We start from the raw sequence: 17,902 nt of genomic DNA on the forward strand, positions 1-17,902 counted from the left end.
CTAATGTCCTTATAGCTTTTAATACATTAAAGTCAGTACTTTGCATCACAACTATTAAAAACGACTGCAAATGCGAAAAGTCGCGCGGGTTAACTTTAAAACTTAAAAAGTTAAAAGGATGTATGATTGTAATTTAACCCAAGCAAAAATATCTTTTCGAAACACTTTGTACTATAATCGTAGAGAAACTCTATCATACCAAATATAAATGCTAATAACGTTGCGAGCTAATTTAAATTAAGAGAATTATTTTTAAATTGTGCATATCAACCCTACAAAAGTATCAAAAATACAATGACTGCATACTGATCGTACTATTAAAAACCTGATTGATTTTAAAAATATTTTATGAAAACTAAAAGTTGAACACATCCCCTCTTTCGACTGAAAGAGATCTATAATTAACTACAAAAAAATTTAAAAATGATCTCAATATTCTTTAAAATGGTAAGGAAAAAAACACACTAGAATTACTATATAATGTTTAGATCTTATAGCAATCGACTGTTTTTCTTTCGGGTATTGACTGTTAAGCACCCACTTTCAAGATGGATATGGCACTAGCTTTATTAGCAAAACCAATGGCTTCCTCAATACCATGCCCTTCACTAAGGGCTACAATTAATGCTCCATTAAAAGTATCTCCAGCAGCGGTAGTGTCAACAGCATCTACTTTATAACTAGGCAGTAACTTCCCTTGAATATCTTTAGAGTACAGATACGCCCCTCTGCTACCAAGCGTTATAATTACAGTTTTAACTCCTTTATTGAATAAAATTTTTGCTGCTAGTTTAGCTTCGTTGTCATTTGTTACGTTTATTCCTGTTAATATTTCAGCTTCTGTTTCATTAGGTGTTATAATGTCTATATATTTAAATATTTTATTACCAAGCGCTCTAGCTGGAGCGGGATTTAAAATAGTATATCCACCATTGTCTTTTACTATTTTTAATGCTTTCTCCACTCCGTCGATAGGTGTTTCCATTTGAACAAGAAAGTAATCAGAATTTATTAAAATATTTTTCTTATTTTCCACTACTTCCATGGTTAACTTTGAATTGGCATTTGGAGCAACGCTTATACAATTACGCCCTTCGGCATCCACCATGATTAACGCTGTTCCAGAGTTTATATCGTTTAACACTTCAATATTACTTACATCCATACCAATATTTTTGTAGTCTTCTACTATTCCACTAGCAAAATCATCGTTGCCTAAACAAGTAATGAATATTACATTTCCACCAAGCTTAGACGCTGCCACCGCTTGATTTGCTCCCTTTCCACCTCGTAGCTTCATAAACTGATAACCAATAATAGTTTCACCTACTTTAGGTATTCTGTCTGCTATATTGACAATGTCTTGATTTGTACTACCCATGACAACTATTCTTTTACTTTTCATTTTTTTAATTCCCTTAATGTACAAGGATTAAATGACTATATGCTGTTTGCTAGAATTATTGTCATAATGCCAATTATATAAAATACGAACATAGCCAATAATAGATTTTTTGTATTTCTATTGGCGAATGCAAACTCTTTCCAAATAAACACTCCCCATATAACCGCAATCATGGTTGCACCCTGACCTAAACCATACGAGATCGCATATCCCGCTTGACTTGATGCGAGGATACTGAAGCTCATACCTAAACCCCATATAATTCCGCCCAAAATTCCAGCACCATGGTCTTTAAAGGTGCCGTTAAAATACTGGGAACTTTTTATTGGAAAACCTGATATTGGTTTTTTCATCATAACCGTATTCCAGATAAAGCTCGAAAAAAAAATACCAAGAGAAAATAATACCAACGCAGTATAGGGCGTTAAAAGACCAGCTTCCGGCACAGAAAAATTACTTGACATGGAACTGGCAACAAAACGATAAAACCATCCCATGATAATACCTGCAAAAACAGCAGTAATCAGCCCCTTACCTTTTTCTTTTGTATCGTTATTTAATCGACTGTATGCAATAGCCGTTAAAATGATAGCAATAACAATAGCAGCTACGCCGAAGAATAGAACAACGGGATCGCCCTTAGGTAACCCTAGATAGTTAACAACAACGCCCAAAACAAGGGCAATTCCCACACCAACAGGAAAAGCCACTGCCATGCCAGCCAGATCAATTGAAGCCACCAAAAGGATATTGCCAAGATTAAAAATGATTCCACCTAAAAAAGCCAGAAACAAGTAATAACTTTTGGCTTGAACCATATCTTGAAAAAAACTTCTTCCTTCATTACCAAAAGATCCTAATGTTAAGGCAAGAAAGACACAAAAAATGACAATGCCTATGCAATAATCCCAATAATAAAGTTGGAATGGCCATTTTTTACCATCCGTAAGCTTGGTTGTATTAGCCCATGACCCCCAACAAATCATAGTAACGATACACATGATGACAGATAGTGGATAATTGTTTATTACAACCATAAACCCCTCCTTACTTTATGCCTTTAAAGCGAGGGAATGTTAAATAAAAGGCCTTAATGCTTCATATATATTCCCGAATTAAAGAAGAAAAAGATAATCTTACGCTTAGCCATCTCTTTGAATTCTATTCAGACAAGGTGATACGTTACAATGAAGATACGGTAAACGCATCTTTAACGCTACAGCAATTCAGTTCAACTGTTTGTGATCCATACATCATTTAATAGCATCCAATAAAATGTAACCTTTTAAATCACAATAGGTTATTAATTTTCAAATTCTATATAGAATTAAGCAGCTCTGTCATATTAATAATTCGTAAGAAATCTTAAAAATTAAAATCAACAAATAAACAATTCAAACCATGAAACGATTAACATTCACGTTCATTAAAAAACAAATTACCATTAAAACGTGTCTATTCGTAAAATTATAAAAAGCAAAACGCGTGATTAAAATAGTAATAAAGGGGCAACAATAGGGAAAAGTTTTTACATGCTTGAAATAACAAAAAAAGTTAAAGCAATTTATTAATTATAACAATACAGTTAATTTCAAAAAAAAATAACGGAGCAATCTTTTTATGAAATTTTAGATAATTATTTTAAACAAAATCTCTAAATAGTTCTGTTATTTGTTATAAATTCAATTCTGTATTTTACATTTGGGGCAGATTTTTAATAACATATTTTTTACATGATCAGGTCGTTCAATAACGCGTAGAACAGCCTCACCTAATTTACAACCAATTTGTTGGTGATCCATAGTGAAAAGACAAGAATTGGGAAGCATTCTTAAAACAAAATCACTGCTTTCAATAGCACATACCATCGCCTCTCGATCAAGCCATTGGTTCTCAGATCGAGTCAAATAACTATTGGCACCCATCAATTGCAAATCGTTAATAAAAATAATGAAATCAGGACGATTTTCCAGTAAGAAAAAATACTCAAGTGCAGCTATGCCTGACTGTTCCGTTTTATTACCGTAAAAAACACATTCTTTACTAAACGATTGGTTTAGCGACTGCAATGCTTGGACACACCCTTGTAAAAACTGTTGTCCATGCATACTTTCCTGACTCTGCGTTACCAGAGCGATACGTTTAGCTTTATGGCGAACCGCGTGACGAACGCATTCCTGCCCCATCAGGTAATGGTTCATATCAACCCAATTAAATTCTCCCTCTAATGTCTTGCTTTGACCCATGGTAACAAAGGGGAATTTTTGCGCGTGCAAATAATTAATTCGTGAATCGTCCACACGCGTATCGGTTAGAATGATAGCATCTACACGTTGTTGCTGGATAATTTTCTGCAGCAATTGATGCTCATCTTCAGAATCTGTTGAAAAATAAATTACTAGGTCTATGTCTCTGGCTTTAAGACTTGGCTGCAATCCTTTTAAAATTCGCATAAAAAAGGAAGAGGTGAGGATATTATCTCCCTCAGTAACCGATAACAATAAGGCCACTGTATTACTCTTACAGCTTCGCAAACTGCGAGCTGAAATATTTGGATGATACCCCAGTTTTATAGCGGCTTCTTTTACTTTATTTCGTGTACAAATACTTATATCACTTTTATCATTAAGCGCTTTCGAAACTGTAGCCGTTGATAGGTTTAAATAGGCTGACAGCTCTTTTATATTCATTATTATAAATTAACCTTTTTCATTAATAAGGAAATTAATAACGCATTATTGCATTTTCCACCACAACATTCTTCCAACTCAATAGATATCAAATTTACACCAGAGATCACAATTAAGAGAGGTCGCAGAGAAGGAGAAAAAAATTATTGCCTTATAATTCTTTCTAGACTTAGCATGAGGTCTACGAAAACGATTAAGTATTTTATAAAAATTTATTACATAAAGAAAAAATTACGCTCATGCATTTAGATAATACGTTACACACAGTACCTTTTTACAAAACCAAAATTCAAGTGATTTGGATTTGCTTACTTGCGGCACTTACTGGCCTTCTATTTGGTCTTGATCTTGGTGTTATATCAGGGGCATTACCCTTAATCGCCAAAGAATATCACCTCATCGATAGCCAACAAGAATGGATTGTCAGTTCTATGATGGTCGGTGCAGCGGTAGCAACCTTGTGCAGTGGCTTCTTAGCCTACCGCTTTGGACGTAAATATGCCTTATTAATCGCCGCAAGTTTCTTTTTTACAGGCGCCATGATCTGTTTTTTTGCATCTGGTCCAGAGATGTTGATCATTGGACGACTCATTCTTGGAGGTGGCCTAGGCGTTACTACCTATGCAACACCGCTCTATTTATCTGAAGTCACACCCAAAAATATCCGAGGAGCAATGATTTCCGCTTATCAATTAATGATTTCCCTCGGTATTCTAATTGTGTTTTTAACCAACACCGCCTTCAGCTATAGTGGGAACTGGCGAGGGATGTTGCTTGTCGTGGCAGTGCCTTCATTTATATTTCTTTTTGGTGTAATTTTCTTACCCCGCAGCCCACGCTGGTTGATGATGCATAATCGAGAAGAGGATGCCCGAAAAGTTCTTCTAAACTTGCGCAGCACGGCTGAGGAAGCAGAAATTGAACTCATCGAAATTAGAGAACAACTAAAAATTAAGCAACAAGGCTGGTTTCTTTTTAAACAAAATAAACATTTTCGCCATAGCGTAACCCTAGGCATTGTTCTGCAAATTATGCAACAATTTTCTGGTATTAACGTCATGACATATTACGCGCCGCGTATTTTTCGTGAAATTGGCTTTTCTTCGACCGCAGATCAAATGTGGGGTACCGTGATTGTTGGACTGGTTATGACGGTGTCAACTTTTATTGCTATCGGTTTTGTCGATCGATGGGGTCGTAAACCCATGCTGTATATTGGCTTTGCCACTATGGTGATAACCATGGCCATCGTCGGAACTTTGCTGAATGGAAATGCTCTTTCATTACTGGGAAAAACAGTAACCGTTACAATGTTGCTTCTGTATATAGTGGGGTATGCGATGTCTGCAGGACCGGTAATCTGGTTACTCTGCGCTGAAATTCAACCTTTAAAAGGCCGAGAATTTGGTATTACCTGTTCTACCTTTACTTGCCATATTGCAGGAATGATCGTCAGTCTGACGTTTCTCTCTCTATTAAGCACATTGGGCGGAGCGCACACATTTTATTTATACGCACTCTTAAATACTCTTTCCTTTGTTGTCGTTTATCTGTTTGTTCCTGAAACTAAAAATATATCCCTTGAACACATTGAAAAAAATCTCATGGAAGGGAAAAAACTACGAAATATCGGACGATAACATCAAGGAACAAAAAAAATGAGTCGTATTGAAATTAAAAAAAAGAATTTTTTTATTTCTTTTCAAATAAAGGATGACGGGATTATTTATATTGAACAGTTTACTTCAGGCAATATTGAAAAAGCCCGTGAAGCTTTTCCCCTCATTCAAATTCACGTCAGCGGGTATAATCAAAACGATCATCACGCGCGTAAACACACAGGAAGTGAACCAGGTTCGTCTTTGCACTACGCAAGTCACCGTTGCTATGAAACACATTTTGGTACAAAATTAGAAATTTCTCTCAAGGGTGACTCGATCCGTGCCACCTGGCATATGCAGCATTTTGAAGGGTTGTCCTCAGTCCGTATCTGGTCGGAAATCTTAAATGATTCTTCAGAAGCCCTTGGCCTTGAGTATGTCAGCTCCTTAGCCCTTTTTACCCTTAATAGTACATCATGGGAAAAAAACAGTATACTGCATATTCCTCATAACAATTGGTATGGTGAAGCACAGTGGAAATCGTCCATCCTTCCCGAACTAGGTCTTGAAAAAGTTAATCGATTTTCTCTCGATCGCATTTCCATCGATAACACGGGAACGTGGTCAACCATTGGTCATCTTCCTTGCGCTGTTTTTGAAGATTCTGCCTCAAATTCCTCACTGTTTTGGCAAATTGAACATAACGGATCGTGGCAATGGGAAATAGGGGATTATCAAGATCATCTCTACCTTCAAGTCAGCGGGCCCACTGAAAATGAAAGCAGCTGGTGGAAAGCATTGCAGCCAGGAGAGCGCTTTATTTCTGTCCCTGTAGGAGTTTCATTGGTAAAGGGTGGACTTCAGGAGGCTTTGAAGGAAGCCAATCGTTATCGTCGCAAGAGTCTTCGTTCGCATCAAGACAATGTGACCTTACCCGTTATTTTTAATGACTACATGAATTGCTTATCAGGGGATCCTACAACTCAGAAACTGCTTCCATTAATTGATGCTGCTGCGGAGGCCGGTTGCGAATATTTCTGTATTGACTGCGGCTGGTACTCCGATGGGCCATGGTGGGATGGTGTTGGAGAGTGGTTACCTTCTTTAATTCGTTTTCCCGGCGGTATTCGTGAACCGATTGACTATATTTTATCCAAAGGAATGAAGCCTGGTTTATGGCTCGAGATTGAAGTCATGGGCATTGCCTGTCCACTCGCTGCGCAACTGCCCAAAGAATGTTTTTTTCTACGGCATGGTAAACGAGTCATTGATCACCAGCGTTACCAACTTGATTTCCGCCATCCTTTGGTGCAAGAACATGCCGATCGTGTTATGGCTCGCCTCGTTGATGAATATGGCGTGCATTACATCAAAATGGACTATAACATTAATGCTGGTAGCGGCACCGAGTATCAAGCGGATAGCTTTGGTGAGGGTTTGTTACAGCACAATAGAGCGTACCTTGCGTGGTTGAAAAAAACGTTTGATCGGTATCCGCAATTGATTATCGAGAATTGTGGCAGCGGGGGGCTTCGCATGGACTACGCCCTTCTTCAACACCACAGCATTCAGTCGGTAACCGACCAAACCAATTATCGGCTTATGGCGACAATTGCCGCGGCGGCCGCTTCTGCGGTAACGCCAGAACAGGCGGCTATCTGGTCTTACCCATTACGCGAAGGGGATAAAGAAGACGTAGTAATGAACATGGTAAACTGTATGCTGTTACGTATACATCAAAGTGGACATTTAACAGAACTTAGCCACGAACGCTTATCGTTAATAAAAGAAGGAATTGCGTTGTATAAAACGTATCGTAAACATATTCCCCTAATGGATCCGTGTTGGCCATTGGGCATGCCTTCATTTTCCTCACCGTGGCTAGCTTTTGGTTTACACAGTAAAAATGAGATGTGGCTTGCCCTATGGCGAATGGATACAGAGCAAGAAACAATAACCCTTCCTTTACCGCTATTCATAGACGAAAACACAACTTTGAACTGCGCCTATCCACATTTTGATAGCAGTTCCTATACCCTTAACACACAAAATAATTGCGCTGAAATAACACTTCACAAAAAATATACCGCGCGTTTATTTCATTTAAACACCGAGTAATAAGTTGCAAGGTAAAAATAAAAAAACGCCTTATTGCACAATTTAATTTAAAATTAAATCTATTATACTTGCGAAAACAATTACATTATTGCGACAAGATGATGTAATTTCTTGGAATACAGTAGAAATTAATTTTAAAATATAAAAAATATTTTAAAAAAGGCCTTTTTAATAAGCTCATAATTACCCAAGCTGTAAACTGGTATTTTAATAGTCCCTAAAGATTATTAAGATCCAAAAGAACCGTTTTTAGAACGCGGCATTGCGAGTTAGTTGGATCAACAGTGCTTTTTTATCCAAAAAAAGAACCCAAAACAATTCGTCACTTGATGGAAATAGTAGAAGGGATTTACATCAAAATTAAAACAAAATTAAAACCTCTTTAGTACAAAATACTTCTTAAATTTTTGATCACTATCCACACGATTTGCACCATAAAGAGAGACAATAACTCATAAAAAAGAGTAGCGTTTAGCCACTAAAGTTTTCCTACAGCTCTTAGTCTATTAAGGCCATCTGCCTAACGATAAAAAAATTGGCTAAGTTATCGTCTTTCAACGCAAATTACCTAATCAAATGATCCTAATAGGAAAACATACCCTCTATTAACATACCTTCACTTTTTTATGATTTTACAAGCACTGCACTTTACACACAATGGGAATGAATACTATTTATATAAAGGATTTTTAAGCAATGCCTCCATTAAATTCTTTTAAAGGGTTAACGTTATCGCAAATTCTAGCAAGACAAGATTGGCAAAATCCATCTCTCATAGAGTTTAATCGGTTACCATCGCATGCTCCTTTGTATCAATGGTCAAACAAAAAAGAGGCTTGCGAAGACCTCACATCTCAATCTGTTCAATGTTTAAACGGGACATGGAATTTTAGCTATTTTCATGCTCCAGAAGATGTGCCCGAAGAGTGGATTAAAGAAGATTTAAAGAACCATAAAACAATTCCCGTACCATCCAATTGGCAAATGCATGGCTATGATACGCCTATCTATACCAATGTGACGTATCCAATTCCTGTCAATCCCCCTTTTGTACCAAAGCATAATCCCACAGGCTGTTATTCCCTCGTGTTTGACGTGGATAAAAAAAGATTAACCGATAAAAATTGCCATATTATTTTTGACGGCGTTAACTCGGCTTTTTATTTATGGTGTAATGGAAGGTGGGTGGGGTATTCTCAAGACAGTCGATTGCCTGCGGAATTTGATTTAACAGACTATCTTCATATTGGCAGCAACAGAATAGCTGTAATGGTCTTGCGTTGGTGTGACGGTACTTATCTAGAAGATCAAGACATGTGGCGGATGAGCGGTATTTTTCGGGATGTCACGCTGCACTATAAACCCAAAGAATATATCTCTGATTTCTCAGTTATTCCTTCTTTACAGGATCATTATCACCATGGGAAATTATTAATAAACGTTTCTATAAAAAGTCATCAAAATCGTTACCCTCATTTAAAAGTTCAAACCGAACTATGGTATGACAAAAAATGTATTTGTTCTGAAATAAAAAATTTGGGAACGGATGTAATTGATGAACGGGGTCATTATGAAGATAAAGTTATTTTCGAACACTCTATCACCAATCCATTATTATGGAGTGCGGAGGAACCACACTTATATCGCCTCGTTCTTTGTTTAATGGATGATAAAGAAAATTCCATAGAGTATGAAGCGTGCGATGTTGGTTTTAGAGAAATAACGATTGAGAGCGGGTTACTAAAATTAAATGGACAACCCTTGTTAATCCGCGGGATCAATCGTCACGAACATCATCCCGAACACGGGCAGGTCATGGATAAAGCAACAATGCTGCACGATGTTTTGTTAATGAAACAACATAATTTTAATGCCGTTCGATGTTCGCATTATCCAAACAATTTATGGTGGTATAAATTATGTGATCGTTACGGTTTGTATGTTGTGGACGAAGCCAACATAGAAACCCACGGAATGACGCCTATGAATAGATTGAGCAATGATCCAGCATGGTTGAATGCAATGATGGCGCGGATCACCCGTTTAATCCCATACCACCGCAATCATCCTTCTATTATCATTTGGTCTTTGGGAAATGAATCGGGTTATGGGCATAATCACGATGCTATGTATCAATGGGTGAAAAAAAATGATCCCACACGGCCGGTTCAATACGAAGGTGGGGGTGCAGACAGTGCCGTAACGGACATTATTTGCCCCATGTATGCGCGTATTGATCAAGATCAAAATTTTCCGGTCGTACCTAAACGCGCTATCAAAAAATGGATAAGCATGCCTAGTGAAACAAGGCCTTTGATCTTATGTGAATATGCGCATGCGATGGGAAATAGTTTAGGAAATTTTGATGAATATTGGAAAACATTTCACCAATATCCCAGATTACAAGGGGGATTTATATGGGATTGGGTTGATCAAGGCATTACAAAGAAAGAACAAAATATTTCTTATTATGCCTATGGGGGTGATTTTAATGACAAGCCAAACGATCGTCAATTTTGCCTAAATGGCTTAGTGTTTCCAGATCGCACGCCCTATCCCAAATTATACGAAGCCCAACATGCACAACAATTCTTTAAATTTGAACTCGTCAGTGAAAAACCACTGATATTAAAAATCACCAGTGACTTCTTATTCCGCAATACAGACAATGAACGATTAAAATGGTATTTTGAATGGAATGGGAACAGAATTCTCGAAGGGGAATGCTTTTTAACTATTGCACCCCAGCAAGATAAATGTATTGAGATCACTGAAATTCCAACATGCATGGGTGCGGGAGAGTTATGGTTTAATGTTGAAATTATTCAACCTTCCGCTACTCCATGGTCGGATCCCAATCTAAAAACGGCATGGGATCAATGGTTGATTGCGCGTCAATTGGATGAAAAGCCCTTTAACAAAAAAAATTGCAAACCCGTCGTCACCAAAAAAGATAACTCAATCTCTATACAAATTGATTCATCTGTATGGCAATTTGATACGAAAAGAGGCCTATTGGTTCAATGGTGGAAAAATGACGTCGCAGCCTTCCTGTCCCCTTTGCAAGATAATTTTACAAGAGCGCCCTTAGACAACGATATCGGGATTAGTGAAATCGAGCGTATTGACCCAAACAGTTGGATAGAGCGTTGGAAACATTATGGGTATTATCATTTAAACGCTGCTTTAATCGATTGCAAAATCGATATTTTACAAGACGGGGTATTGATTAGAACCAAACATCATTATCAAGCCAACGGGAAATGTATATTTACAAGCAATAAAGAATTTTTTTTAAGCCATTCCAATCACATGAATGTGCAGGTTTATATTGAAGTTGCTAAAAATTATCCTCAGCCAGCGCGTATAGGATTAACATGCCGTTTGGATATAAATTCAAAAACCGTCACGTGGTTTGGCAAAGGGCCCTTTGAAAATTATCCAGATAGGAAAGCAGCCGCGCAAGTAAGCAAATGGGAATCGTCCATTGAAGGGTTATACACTCCTTATATTTTTCCGTCTGAAAACGGGTTGCGGTGTGATACACGTTATCTAGAAATGCAAGGGCATCAATGGACTGGATTGTTTCATTTTGGGATCAGTCCCTATAGCCAAAAACAACTTATGGAAACCTCTCACCGTCATTTGTTAAAAAAAGAAAAAGGATTATGGCTCATCCTAGATGCATGGCATATGGGGGTTGGTGGGGACGATTCCTGGAGCCCAAGCGTACATCCGAAATATTTGCTTTCTGACAGTCAATACCAGTATCAACTCTGTTGGTCTCGCCCATAAAGAAAAGGGAGCAAACCATAATGTATTATTTAAAAAATCTAAATTTTTGGATTTTTGGCTCTTTCTTTTTTTTATATTTCTTTATTATCGGCGCATACTTCCCTTTTTTTCCAATTTGGTTAGGGGATATTCACCACGTATCTAAATCAAATATGGGCCTTATCTTTGCAAGTATTTCTTTTTTTGCATTAGTTTTTCAGCCTATTCTTGGTCTACTTTCTGATAAATTTGGCACCAAAAAATACCTCTTATGGGTTATTGTTGGGATGTTAATTTTATTTGGACCGTTTTTTATTTTCGTACTTGGGCCGTTGTTAAAAATTAATATATACCTGGCTTCTATCGTGGGTGGTTTTTACCTGGGCTTTATTTACAATGGCGGGGCACCAACGATTGAGGCTTATATTGAAAAAGTTAGCCGTCATAATTGTTTTGAATTTGGTCGAGCGAGGCTGTTTGGATGCGTTGGATGGGCCATTTGCGCATCCATTGTTGGCTATATGATGACGATTAATAACGAATTTGTTTTTTGGATGGGATCGGTCTTTGCCGTATTTCTGGCTATTTTATTATTTCTATCTCATCCAGAAAATAAAAAACTACACACACTAAAAAACACTATTGAAGTTCAGGAAAAACCGTTTGATATGCATTTGGCATTACAATTATTTAAAAATCCAAAGCTGTGGTTTTTAAGTTTATTTGTAGTTGGTGTTTCTTGTACTTACGACGTATTCGATCAACAATTTGCCAATTTTTTTGTATCCTTCTTTACATCCGAAGCCCAAGGAACCAGAGCTTTTGGTTACGTAACCACATTGGGGGAATTGTTAAATGCTTTTATTATGTTTTTTACCCCCTTAATTATTAATCGTATCGGTCCAAAAAATGGATTGTTGGTTGCTGGCTTTATCATGTCGGTTCGAATTTTAGGGTCTGCGTTTGCCACTTCTGTCGTTCAAGTTATTATACTAAAAACATTGCATATGTTTGAAATCCCGTTTTTAATTGTTGGATGCTTTAAATATATTACCACGGTCTTTGAAACGAGGTTTTCAGCAACTGTTTATTTGGTATGTTTTTGCTTTTTTAAACAAGTTACCATTATTTTTATGTCTATTTTAACGGGGAATTTATACGATACCATAGGGTTTCGAGACACGTATATTCTTTTAGGTATTATTGCATTTACCTTTTCCATTATTTCGATTTTTGCCCTAACCGGTCCTAGAGATATTCATAAAATCAAAAATAAACCGACTTTACTTGAAAAAGGAATTACCGAATAAACAAGTTTTAAGATTCATCATATATTTTTATTAACTATTCATTCCAATTTTCTTGGATTGGTTTTTAGTGCTTACAGTACCACTCATGACGGTTGCTTTTATTAGTAAAAAAAGCTGCAATTCACAGACTTACATTACTAAACGCTTGTTTCCTTACAGTTCTTAGTATGCTAAGGTGGACCACGGCTAACCTCTTGATAATCCACAATAAAACGGAATTTTTTCGAAAAAAAATCATAGCAAAATCAACTGATTTTGGGTTTTTTCTTCGGTTTTTTTCACCGTACCCAGCATAATATTCATCCTTGCAAATTGTTTATCCGTTACCAATAAACAGCGAATCGATCCTGTGGAAGGGAGACGTTTTTTAATTCGCTCTCTGTGTTTGCGATGCCCGTCTTCCCCCCTGCACAATCGGGCGTAAACAGAAAATTGTATCATTATAAACCCATCCTGCAACAAATGGTTACGAAATTGTGTGGCCGCTTTTCTTTGGGCTTTGTTCTGAACAGGCAAATCAAAAAAACAAAATAGCCACATATAGCGAATCCTTTTTTCTAAGGGGTCATTCATCCTGTGGGATCCATAGCGGCAATTGCAAATGCTTGGTGTTTTTTTCCTGATACGCCCTGACCAAACCGTCTACGGTCCTTTCTATAGCGCCCATTATTTCCAAGGCTTCGCCTTGAAACAAAACTTTATGACCCAAAATCTGGGTTAATTGCTGCCGGTGACCTAACGTCATGGTTTCACACCCGCCGTGCATAACTATGGTATAGACTTGATGGTCTACCATAGGACGAAAAGGTTCGATCAAATCGTCGCTGAGGTTGAACGTATTGGTCATGGACACATGATGAATCCCTAAGGCCGGAAGCAACCCTGCCCCCACCAAAGCACGCGATAATGAGGCTCTGAGAATGGCATAACCATAATTTAACAAGGCATTGCGGATATCGCTTTCGTCTTGACGACGAAAATTGTCCCAAAGCGTCGCCCAGTAAAGCCGTGCCCCCCTGGCCTCAATATTTTCTGGATCACCCGGTTTAACCTGTTTTATAAGTTGAGGGAGCACAGTCGTTTTTTTTACACACGCTTGTAACACCAACTGTTGATTGGTCAGTTTCTGTCTAACAATATGTTGCCACAGCTGTTTTTTAAACGGTAATGTTGCGGCCAATTGATGTGCCAAAATATAGGCTTGTCGATAATGCCCCCAAAAGGATAGCCCCATAAACGCCGGATGGTGCGTTTCATCCGATTGGATCAACGCTATTTGATGGCGGGCACAGGCGGACAGCACCGCCCCTGTAAGGGTTACCTGGGGGGTATCCAAAACAATACACCCCACATCTTCAAGAGGAACCACCACGGGTTCGTCTTGCTGTATGACCAATTGGTTGTGTTTGATGCTTAATCGGGACGGTTGACCGATATGCAGGGTACGCCATGCCATAGTCGAGGCTCCTTTCTTACAGGAAAAACATTGCCTAATCGGTCAATGGTTAATTTACGTAAAGCTTGCAAATTTTTTGCCCCTAGTACTTGTTTTGAAGTTAGCGTATGTAGTGGGGAAATATGTATTGCCCCTGCAGAGCGATCCACAGTCATATAATATCCCAAAATCACCTCACCCTCTTTCGTCGTAATTTCTAGTAAGCTTCGACGGTAAAAACTGTATTCAAAACGATAAGTTGCATCCATCACGGGCCATGTTTCTTCAGGTTTCTTGCCCACAATAGCCCGACACGGGGGAACGGGGTGCATCATCTGATGCGGGTAAATAGGAACCCAGTAAAACTGTTTTTTCCCTTTTGGATTTGTTTTGGAAAAAACGTCTACACGAACCATATCACCACGGCCTGCGGATCCTTTACGAACAGATACTTCTGTCTTTCCGGACACATTGCGTACGCGTATTTTTCGAATGGCATCCCCGGTCGGTCCTTTGGGTAGGTTGTCGCTGGGTCGACCCGCCTGATGCCAACCAACTAATGCTTGGATAACCGATTGACTGCGTTGGGGATCTTTAAAATAGCGTTGCAATTCAGACGCGGGGTCTGGTAAATCGAACAAAGATTTAACCGCTTTTTTGTCTAGAAATTTTTCTGGTGTTATTTTTTCAAACACATCTTGTGTTTCGGGTTCCACCGAGACGATGGTTTCTTGGTGAATTTGTCCAGGCACTTTTTTTTCTTCTGCTCGGGCAACCTGTATTTTGGCGAACTTTTCAAGAATTTCTTCTCTAAATTCTTTATAGGGTAAGGGAAAACGCTTAAACGGGCGGGATAGTCCTTGTTCCACCGCTTGCATGTTTTCTTTTGTATAGGTTTGTAAAAGACTCTCAGAAATAGCGGCCACCACCACCGCATCAAGGGCATGATGGCGATCGTCCGCTAAACGTTCGTGGTTTTCATCTTTCTTCAAATGCTCAATTCCCCAGGCTTGGCGCATTCTGGCGGTTAATTGACCCGGTCTAGCGAAAATTCTTCTTTTTCCAACCATGGCTGCTTCAGGGTAAAAAAATTGCAAAAGTTGAAGAAAAACTTTACATGCCCAACGCGTGTCGTTCAGATTTCGCTCTCGATATTTACCCTCTATTTCGGCAGCCTCCAGCAACAAATATTTCCTCTTTTTTTTCTTTGACACGAGGAACACGTTTCAACGCGATAGGCAAATTGACTAAATTCATATTCTTGGTGGGGATCTTCTTGCATCCATTCAAACGGCGTCCTATTCTTTTTGGCTTGATTGGCCTTGGCGGTGCACAAGGTTAAATTATGAAAACTGTCATCGCCAAAACGACTCCACGGTAAAATATGATCTATCTGATAACTAATCCCATCAAATAGCTTTTCAGGTTGTATGGAATCGCCACTATACAAACATTTCCACCCTTGTTCCTGCGCCAACGCGTACAAACGCAAACTAGAACCCGTTGCTTTTTGTTCAGGAAAATCTTCTAAAAAATTTCGTTCTAACGTGCGATTGCGCTCCGTCCCCTCTTTAATAATTTTGCTTAATTTATTACGCTCTATGACATTTTGCCCCAGGTCCCGTGCCAATTCGACGTGAATAAAACCAGGAAGCTGACCTTGCAACGCGGGATGATTATTAATTAAAGCTACAAATTGTTTAATTCCTTCTATTACGGCTTTGCGTGCAACGGGTGAGGTAACTAAATGTTCTTTTTTATCGGTCAAATGCTCTGAAATAACTTTTCGAATCAAAGAAGGGGATAGTCCCTGCGTTTTGTTCTTTAAATTAACCCATGAAGCGTTATCAGGTGCCAAAAAATCGTAACCCACATTTTCACACGCTTCGGTGTAACCAAACCCTTGTTTAAGGTAGGGAATAAGGTTCCGACAGGCTTTGGTGGAAAGATGGCCAACGCCTTTAAAATCTTCAAAGTGATTATCATCCAAGGCACGAACAATTAATCGTTCGCCATCTTTATCCAACTTTAATTGAGCAATTTTTTCTTTTATAGTCTGGCTATCTTCATGAAAGGCAATAATCTCAGTCACCTGATCCAATTGTTCCATAGAAACATAAGGATAGATTTCGCCCAATAGTTTCCTAAAAAGGCACGTTCCCGGTGCGGATTTTCCTTTACTCGTAACAATATCTTGTTTTTCTTCGTCTTCTTTGCTTTTTTTATTCGATACCAATCCTTTAAAGTGAACGGTATCGGGAATAGCTAGTATCGTACGTAATTTTTTATAAGTAAAACTTTGCTGTTTACCAAATTCATTCATGGCTTTAGCTATTTCGTCTGGCCTAAGAGAACGAGATTTAAATTTTTCATCTTTTAATTGTAAATTATTTAATTTTGATAAAAACCGAAACAATTCATAAGAGGGGGCATATTTAGAAGCTCTTTTTTCTTGAGGTTCAAAAGAGCACTGACCCAACAGCGTTATTGAATTTTGTAAGCCCCGTTGGCTAAAGGCTTTTGCTATAAAATCCTCTTCCAACTCCTTAGAAGCAACATGATTGCCGAGTTGCCGTTGACGCTCCAATAAATAAATAACTTCTTGTACTAGCCAATCCCTTTTAGGTGTCCTACCGTAATCCCCTTCACGATTGCGTTTTTTTTGTTTAAGATCTGCATCCATGACAAGAGCTTCTGCAAAGGTACGATAGTTCGCTATTGTGCTGGATAAAGAAGCCAAAGAGGATAATAATTTTTGATCATTTTTAGCTTCTGCCTTTTCCCCTCCTTTTCGGGTCGATTTAAAACCTCTGTGTTTCGCAATATGATAAAGGGCTATCCCCAATTCTTCTTTACTTAACACACGATCCAAGCCCTCTACTCGTAAATCCCATGGAGAGCACAATAAATTTTGCTGTACTTCAGTTTGAGCAAATTTATGCTTATGAGGCAACAGATGATAGAAGGCTAAACACGCTCTTACTTCATTTAACCGTTGACGCCTGCGGCTAATGGTTCTTCGTGTTAAACGGGCTTCTCGGCGGATTTGATTGGTAGGTTTTTTTTCTTTGTCTGTTTCGGGTGCATTAAATAACCACACCCCAGCATCCAAAAGATGATTAACCGTTTGGTTTTCATTTAATTGAAACAATGACCAACCTACGCTGGCAATTCCTAAGTCAAATCCTATCACAATTTGTTCATTTATACGCATTATCGCACTCCGTTTACATCAATGGTATGATCATAAATGTAAAAAATTATTCTTGGCAATTCGCTTTTTGTTGATAGGCTTTGTAAACTATGCTATTAAAAAAATAAGAACTGTAAGGAAGCCACGGTAAGTTGGTTTTCCAACGAAAGATTACCCCAATTTTGAATTTATTTCTGAATTGGGGGATTCTTTTATAAAATACGCTCTAGGTATTCTTGGTTTTTTCGATATTTATTTTTATATATTTTAAATTAAAAATAGAAAGTTATTGATAAAAACCTATGCAAAATTTTCGTTATAATTTAATAATTCATTCTTTTTTGTTATTGTGATTTATTATTAATACTATGCATAG

11 protein-coding genes are annotated in these 17,902 nt (G+C 38.1%); 4 read left to right on the plus strand and 7 right to left on the minus strand.

The genetic code is table 11. The features are described 5' to 3' along the window. Nucleotides 1-529 precede the first annotated feature (529 nt). The 3 genes from rbsK to AABE15_RS07460 all read right to left on the minus strand — a co-directional run bounded on the left by rbsK (nt 530) and on the right by AABE15_RS07460 (nt 4,095). Nucleotides 530-1,405, minus strand: a complete 876-nt coding sequence (gene rbsK / locus AABE15_RS07450; RefSeq protein WP_338330661.1) for a ribokinase — start codon at nt 1,403-1,405, stop codon at nt 530-532. A 35-nt stretch (nt 1,406-1,440) separates the two neighbouring features. Continuing rightward, nucleotides 1,441-2,442 carry a GRP family sugar transporter gene (locus tag AABE15_RS07455; protein WP_338330662.1) on the minus strand — a complete coding sequence of 334 codons (1,002 nt, stop codon included), beginning with the start codon at nt 2,440-2,442 and terminating at the stop codon, nt 1,441-1,443. 645 nt (nt 2,443-3,087) lie between these two features. Continuing rightward, nucleotides 3,088-4,095, minus strand: a complete 1,008-nt coding sequence (locus tag AABE15_RS07460) for a LacI family DNA-binding transcriptional regulator (RefSeq protein WP_338330663.1) — start codon at nt 4,093-4,095, stop codon at nt 3,088-3,090. Nucleotides 4,096-4,334: 239 nt separating this feature from the next. Here AABE15_RS07460 and AABE15_RS07465 point away from each other — a divergent pair, with 239 nt between their 5' ends. The 4 genes from AABE15_RS07465 to AABE15_RS07480 all read left to right on the plus strand — a co-directional run bounded on the left by AABE15_RS07465 (nt 4,335) and on the right by AABE15_RS07480 (nt 12,898). After that, a complete protein-coding gene (locus AABE15_RS07465; RefSeq protein ID WP_338330664.1) occupies nt 4,335-5,735 on the plus strand; it encodes a sugar porter family MFS transporter in 1,401 nt (466 codons plus the stop codon). Nucleotides 5,736-5,753: 18 nt separating this feature from the next. Next, nucleotides 5,754-7,814 (plus strand): glycoside hydrolase family 36 protein, encoded by a 2,061-nt coding sequence (locus tag AABE15_RS07470; protein WP_338330665.1) that lies wholly within the window; start codon nt 5,754-5,756, stop codon nt 7,812-7,814. Nucleotides 7,815-8,510: 696 nt separating this feature from the next. Further along, nucleotides 8,511-11,609, plus strand: coding sequence for a beta-galactosidase (locus AABE15_RS07475; RefSeq protein WP_338330666.1), 3,099 nt, complete (start codon nt 8,511-8,513; stop codon nt 11,607-11,609). A gap of 20 nt (nt 11,610-11,629) precedes the next feature. Beyond that, the gene (locus AABE15_RS07480) at nt 11,630-12,898 is read left to right on the plus strand and encodes an MFS transporter (protein WP_338330667.1); all 1,269 of its coding nucleotides are present in this window, start codon (nt 11,630-11,632) and stop codon (nt 12,896-12,898) included. A 234-nt stretch (nt 12,899-13,132) separates the two neighbouring features. Here the strand turns inward: AABE15_RS07480 and cas2 are convergent, their stop codons facing one another. Genes cas2 through cas9 (AABE15_RS07500) form a run of 4 tightly spaced genes read right to left on the minus strand, consistent with a single transcriptional unit; the run spans nt 13,133 to nt 17,547 of the window. Beyond that, complete coding sequence (gene cas2 / locus AABE15_RS07485) at nt 13,133-13,471, minus strand: CRISPR-associated endonuclease Cas2 (RefSeq protein WP_338330668.1); 339 nt, start codon at nt 13,469-13,471, stop codon at nt 13,133-13,135. After that, the gene (gene cas1 / locus AABE15_RS07490; RefSeq protein ID WP_338330669.1) at nt 13,464-14,354 is read right to left on the minus strand and encodes a type II CRISPR-associated endonuclease Cas1; all 891 of its coding nucleotides are present in this window, start codon (nt 14,352-14,354) and stop codon (nt 13,464-13,466) included. Before cas1 ends, cas2 begins: the two co-directional genes overlap by 8 nt. Next, entirely contained in the window at nt 14,312-15,547 is a 1,236-nt protein-coding gene (gene cas9, locus AABE15_RS07495; protein ID WP_338330670.1) for a type II CRISPR RNA-guided endonuclease Cas9, read from the minus strand. Before cas9 (AABE15_RS07495) ends, cas1 begins: the two co-directional genes overlap by 43 nt. Beyond that, nucleotides 15,496-17,547, minus strand: a complete 2,052-nt coding sequence (gene cas9, locus AABE15_RS07500; protein ID WP_338330671.1) for a type II CRISPR RNA-guided endonuclease Cas9 — start codon at nt 17,545-17,547, stop codon at nt 15,496-15,498. Before cas9 (AABE15_RS07500) ends, cas9 (AABE15_RS07495) begins: the two co-directional genes overlap by 52 nt. Nucleotides 17,548-17,902: the final 355 nt, after the last annotated feature.

It is taken from the genome of Commensalibacter sp. Nvir, assembly GCF_963921845.1.
GTDB lineage: Bacteria > Pseudomonadota > Alphaproteobacteria > Acetobacterales > Acetobacteraceae > Commensalibacter.

What these genes read in the sequence shown, in the direction of transcription:
- cas9 (WP_338330671.1), bottom strand. Translation starts at nt 17,547, where the DNA reads ATGCGTATAAATGAACAAATTGTGATAGGATTTGACTTAGGAATTGCC.
- cas2 (WP_338330668.1), bottom strand. Translation starts at nt 13,471, where the DNA reads ATGAATGACCCCTTAGAAAAAAGGATTCGCTATATGTGGCTATTTTGT.
- AABE15_RS07465 (WP_338330664.1), top strand. Translation starts at nt 4,335, where the DNA reads ATGCATTTAGATAATACGTTACACACAGTACCTTTTTACAAAACCAAA.
- AABE15_RS07460 (WP_338330663.1), bottom strand. Translation starts at nt 4,095, where the DNA reads ATGAATATAAAAGAGCTGTCAGCCTATTTAAACCTATCAACGGCTACA.
- AABE15_RS07470 (WP_338330665.1), top strand. Translation starts at nt 5,754, where the DNA reads ATGAGTCGTATTGAAATTAAAAAAAAGAATTTTTTTATTTCTTTTCAA.
- rbsK (WP_338330661.1), bottom strand. Translation starts at nt 1,405, where the DNA reads ATGAAAAGTAAAAGAATAGTTGTCATGGGTAGTACAAATCAAGACATT.
- cas1 (WP_338330669.1), bottom strand. Translation starts at nt 14,354, where the DNA reads ATGGCATGGCGTACCCTGCATATCGGTCAACCGTCCCGATTAAGCATC.
- AABE15_RS07480 (WP_338330667.1), top strand. Translation starts at nt 11,630, where the DNA reads ATGTATTATTTAAAAAATCTAAATTTTTGGATTTTTGGCTCTTTCTTT.
- AABE15_RS07455 (WP_338330662.1), bottom strand. Translation starts at nt 2,442, where the DNA reads ATGGTTGTAATAAACAATTATCCACTATCTGTCATCATGTGTATCGTT.
- AABE15_RS07475 (WP_338330666.1), top strand. Translation starts at nt 8,511, where the DNA reads ATGCCTCCATTAAATTCTTTTAAAGGGTTAACGTTATCGCAAATTCTA.